This window comes from Streptomyces prasinopilosus, assembly GCF_001419695.1.
Classification (GTDB): Bacteria; Actinomycetota; Actinomycetes; order Streptomycetales; family Streptomycetaceae; genus Streptomyces; species Streptomyces prasinopilosus.
The window spans coordinates 1-3440 of sequence record NZ_LIRG01000313.1 but is presented as its reverse complement, the minus strand read 5'-3'; the positions used below and the strand labels follow the sequence as shown (position 1 = coordinate 3440).

Below are 3440 nucleotides of genomic sequence, written 5' to 3'. Positions count from 1 at the left end.
GCCCCGGAACGCGGGCCCCGGACCCCCGGCGGCCGGTGCCCCGGGGCCCGCGTTCCGGGGCCCGTGCCCGCCCCCCGGGCATCCCCCGCATAACGACTCGACCGGCGCCGTCGACGGGCGGGACAAGTCTGGGAAGATGGCCCCGACAACGACGTCGCATCCAAGGTTCCAGGTCAGGGCCGACAGTACGCAGTACGCCAACCCGCACGCGCTTGCATAAGGAGCGGACAGATGCCCATCGCAACTCCCGAGGTCTACAACGAGATGCTGGACCGGGCGAAGGCAGGAAAGTTCGCCTACCCGGCCATCAACGTCACCTCGTCCCAGACCCTGCACGCGGCACTGCGCGGCTTCGCCGAGGCGGAGAGCGACGGCATCGTGCAGATCTCCACGGGCGGCGCCGAGTTCCTGGGCGGTCAGCACAAGAAGGAGATGGTGACCGGCGCGGTCGCCCTGGCCGAGTTCGCGCACATCGTCGCCGAGAAGTACGACGTCAACATCGCCCTGCACACGGACCACTGCCCGAAGGACAAGCTCGACGGCTACGTCCGTCCGCTGCTCGCGATCTCGGAGGAGCGCGTCAAGGGCGGCCGCAACCCGCTGTTCCAGTCCCACATGTGGGACGGCTCCGCGGAGACCCTCGCCGACAACCTGGGCATCGCCCAGGAACTCCTGGAGCGCGCCCGCGCCGCGAAGATCATCCTCGAGGTCGAGATCACCCCGACCGGCGGTGAGGAGGACGGCGTCTCGCACGAGATCAACGACTCCCTCTACACCACGGTCGACGACGCGATCCGCACCGCGGAGGCGCTCGGCCTCGGCGAGAAGGGCCGCTACCTGCTGGCCGCGTCCTTCGGCAACGTGCACGGCGTGTACAAGCCGGGCAACGTCGTCCTGCGCCCGGAGCTGCTCAAGGAGCTGAACGAGGGCACCGCCGCCAAGTACGGCAAGCCGGCCGGCTCGCAGCCGTTCGACTTCGTCTTCCACGGCGGCTCGGGCTCCTCGCCGGAGGAGATCCTCACCGCGCTGGAGAACGGCGTCGTCAAGATGAACATCGACACGGACACCCAGTACGCCTTCACGCGCCCGGTCGTCGACCACATGTTCAGGAACTACGACGGCGTCCTGAAGGTCGACGGCGAGGTCGGTTCCAAGAACACCTACGACCCGCGCACCTGGGGCAAGCTGGCCGAGGCGTCGATGGCCGCCCGCGTCCTGGAGGCCTGCCAGAACCTGCGTTCCACGGGCACGAAGATCAAGTAGTCGTCCGGGGGAGTGGACCGGGCCCGGCACCCATGGTGCCGGGCCCGGCCCGTTTCCTTATGCTCCCTGCATGCCCGATGTCCGGCTGGCCTCACCGCAGGGCACGTGGATCCTGCTCACCACGGTGCTCGGTTCGAGCATGGTCCTGCTGGACTCCACCGTCGTCAACGTCGCCCTGCCGCGCATCGGCCGCGACCTCGACGCGGACCTCGCCGCCCTCCAGTGGACGGTCAACGCGTACATGGTCACGCTGGCCGGCCTGATCCTGCTGGGCGGGGCGCTGGGCGACCGGTTCGGACGACGGAAGGTGTTCGTGGTCGGGGTGCTGTGGTTCGCCACGGCCTCCCTGGTGTGCGGTGTCGCGCCGAACGCCGGTGTGCTGATCGCCGCCCGCGCCCTGCAGGGGATCGGCGGCGCGCTGCTCACGCCCGGCTCCCTCGCCCTGATCCAGGCCTCCTTCCACCCCGACGACCGGGGCCGGGCGGTGGGCCTGTGGTCCGGCTTCGGCGGGATCGGCGCGGCGGTCGGCCCGTTCCTGGGCGGCTGGCTGGTGGACGGGCCGGGCTGGCGCTGGGTGTTCCTGATCAACGTGCCGCCGGCCGTGCTGTGCGCCCTGATCGCCCTCCGCCACGTACCGGAGTCGGACAGCGGGGAGCGGGCCCCCGGCCGTTTCGACGTGCTCGGCGCGGTGCTCGGCGCGCTCGCTCTCGCCCTGGTGACGTACGCGCTGATCGAGGCCGGTGACGGCTCCCCCGTGGTCGCGGTCGCCGGGGTCGCCGGGCTGGTCGCGGCCGTCGCCTTCGTGCTCGTCGAGCAGCGCCGGCCGCACCCGATGATGCCGCTGGACATCTTCGCGTCCCGCCAGTTCACGGCGGTCAACGGGGTGACGCTGTGCGTGTACGCGGCGTTCGGCGGCTTCTTCTTCCTCGCCGCGCTCCAGCTCCAGGTCGCCGTCGGCTGGTCCGCGCTCGCCGCCGGTACGGCGCTGCTGCCCACGACCGCGCTGATGCTGCTGCTCTCCGCCCGCTCCGGCGAACTCGCCGACCGGATCGGTCCGCGCGTCCCGCTCACCGTCGGACCGCTGCTGTGCGCGGCCGGGATGCTGCTGATGACACGGGTGGGGCCGGGTGCCTCGTACCTCACCGACGCGCTGCCCGCGCTGCTGGTGCTGGGCCTCGGCATGGTCACCCTGGTGGCGCCGCTGACCGCGACCGTCCTGGCGGCCGTGGACACCGCGCGGGCGGGCCTGGCCAGCGGGGTCAACAACGCGGCGGCCCGCGCGGCCGGACTGGTGGCGGTGGCCGCGCTGCCCCTGCTCGTCGGGATGGGGCCGGAGGCGTACCGGGAGCCGGCCGCCTTCGACGAGGCGTTCGGGCGGGCGATGGTGCTGTGCGCCGCCGTCCTGGTGGCCGGCTCGGTCATCGCCTTCGCGACCGTGCGGCGTCCCGCGCAGGGCTGCCGCCACCCCGAATGCCGTACCCACGGCAGCGTGGCCGTGCCCCCGCTGGAGCCCGAGACCGAAAAGGGGGCGGGTGGTGGTGTTTCACGTGAAACACCACCACCCGCCCCCGGGCGGCCCGAGGACTGAATCCCCCGGGCACGGCCCCGACGCGGGCCTAGGCCCGCTTCAGCTCCTCGTACGCCTCGGCGCTGCTGTCCTGGAGGAACTGCTTGCAGCGCTCCGCCTCGTCCTTCTCGTCGATCGCCTCGGCCGCGCGGGCGAGGGCGGCGAGGCAGCGGAGGAAGCCGCGGTTGGCGCGGTGGCTCCACGGGATCGGCCCGTGGCCCTTCCAGCCGGACCTGCGCAGCGCGTCGAGTCCGCGGTGGTAGCCCGTCCGGGCGTACGCGTACGACTCGACCACCCGCCCCGCCTCGAAGGCGTCGTCGGCGAGCATGGCCCAGGCCAGGGAGAACGTCGGGAACTTCGCCACCACCTCGACGGGCGGCAGGGACTCCTCGCCGAGCAGGCGGTACGCCTCCTCGTTCGCCGGCAGATGGGTCGGGTCGGGGCCGCCGAGCAGGTTCTTCTGAGTGGTCATGACGCCAGTCTGCCACCTGCCGGGGTGTGTTCCGCCGGGGTCGTGCGCTGGAGATGCGGGCGGGCGGGGGCGGGGTGACCATCGGACCAGGGGTGGTTCCGTGCCGTCCGCCGGCCGGTTCGTCACCGGGGCGCGACC

General features: G+C 72.4%; 3 protein-coding genes. 2 read left to right on the top strand and 1 reads right to left on the bottom strand.

All coding sequences use genetic code 11. The features are described 5' to 3' along the window. Window positions 1-231: 231 nt before the first annotated feature. Both fbaA and AOK18_RS14060 read left to right on the top strand, forming a co-directional pair. Window positions 232-1263 carry a class II fructose-bisphosphate aldolase gene (gene fbaA / locus AOK18_RS14065; protein ID WP_055572909.1) on the top strand — a complete coding sequence of 344 codons (1032 nt, stop codon included), beginning with the start codon at window positions 232-234 and terminating at the stop codon, window positions 1261-1263. Between the two features lie 70 nt (window positions 1264-1333). Beyond that, window positions 1334-2851, top strand: coding sequence for an MFS transporter (locus AOK18_RS14060; RefSeq protein ID WP_055694574.1), 1518 nt, complete (start codon window positions 1334-1336; stop codon window positions 2849-2851). A 28-nt stretch (window positions 2852-2879) separates the two neighbouring features. Here AOK18_RS14060 and AOK18_RS14055 read toward each other — a convergent pair whose 3' ends face one another. Continuing rightward, window positions 2880-3302 carry a DUF3151 domain-containing protein gene (locus AOK18_RS14055; protein WP_055572907.1) on the bottom strand — a complete coding sequence of 141 codons (423 nt, stop codon included), beginning with the start codon at window positions 3300-3302 and terminating at the stop codon, window positions 2880-2882. Window positions 3303-3440 lie beyond the last annotated feature (138 nt).

What these genes read in the sequence shown, in the direction of transcription:
- fbaA (WP_055572909.1), top strand. Translation starts at nt 232, where the DNA reads ATGCCCATCGCAACTCCCGAGGTCTACAACGAGATGCTGGACCGGGCG.
- AOK18_RS14055 (WP_055572907.1), bottom strand. Translation starts at nt 3,302, where the DNA reads ATGACCACTCAGAAGAACCTGCTCGGCGGCCCCGACCCGACCCATCTG.
- AOK18_RS14060 (WP_055694574.1), top strand. Translation starts at nt 1,334, where the DNA reads ATGCCCGATGTCCGGCTGGCCTCACCGCAGGGCACGTGGATCCTGCTC.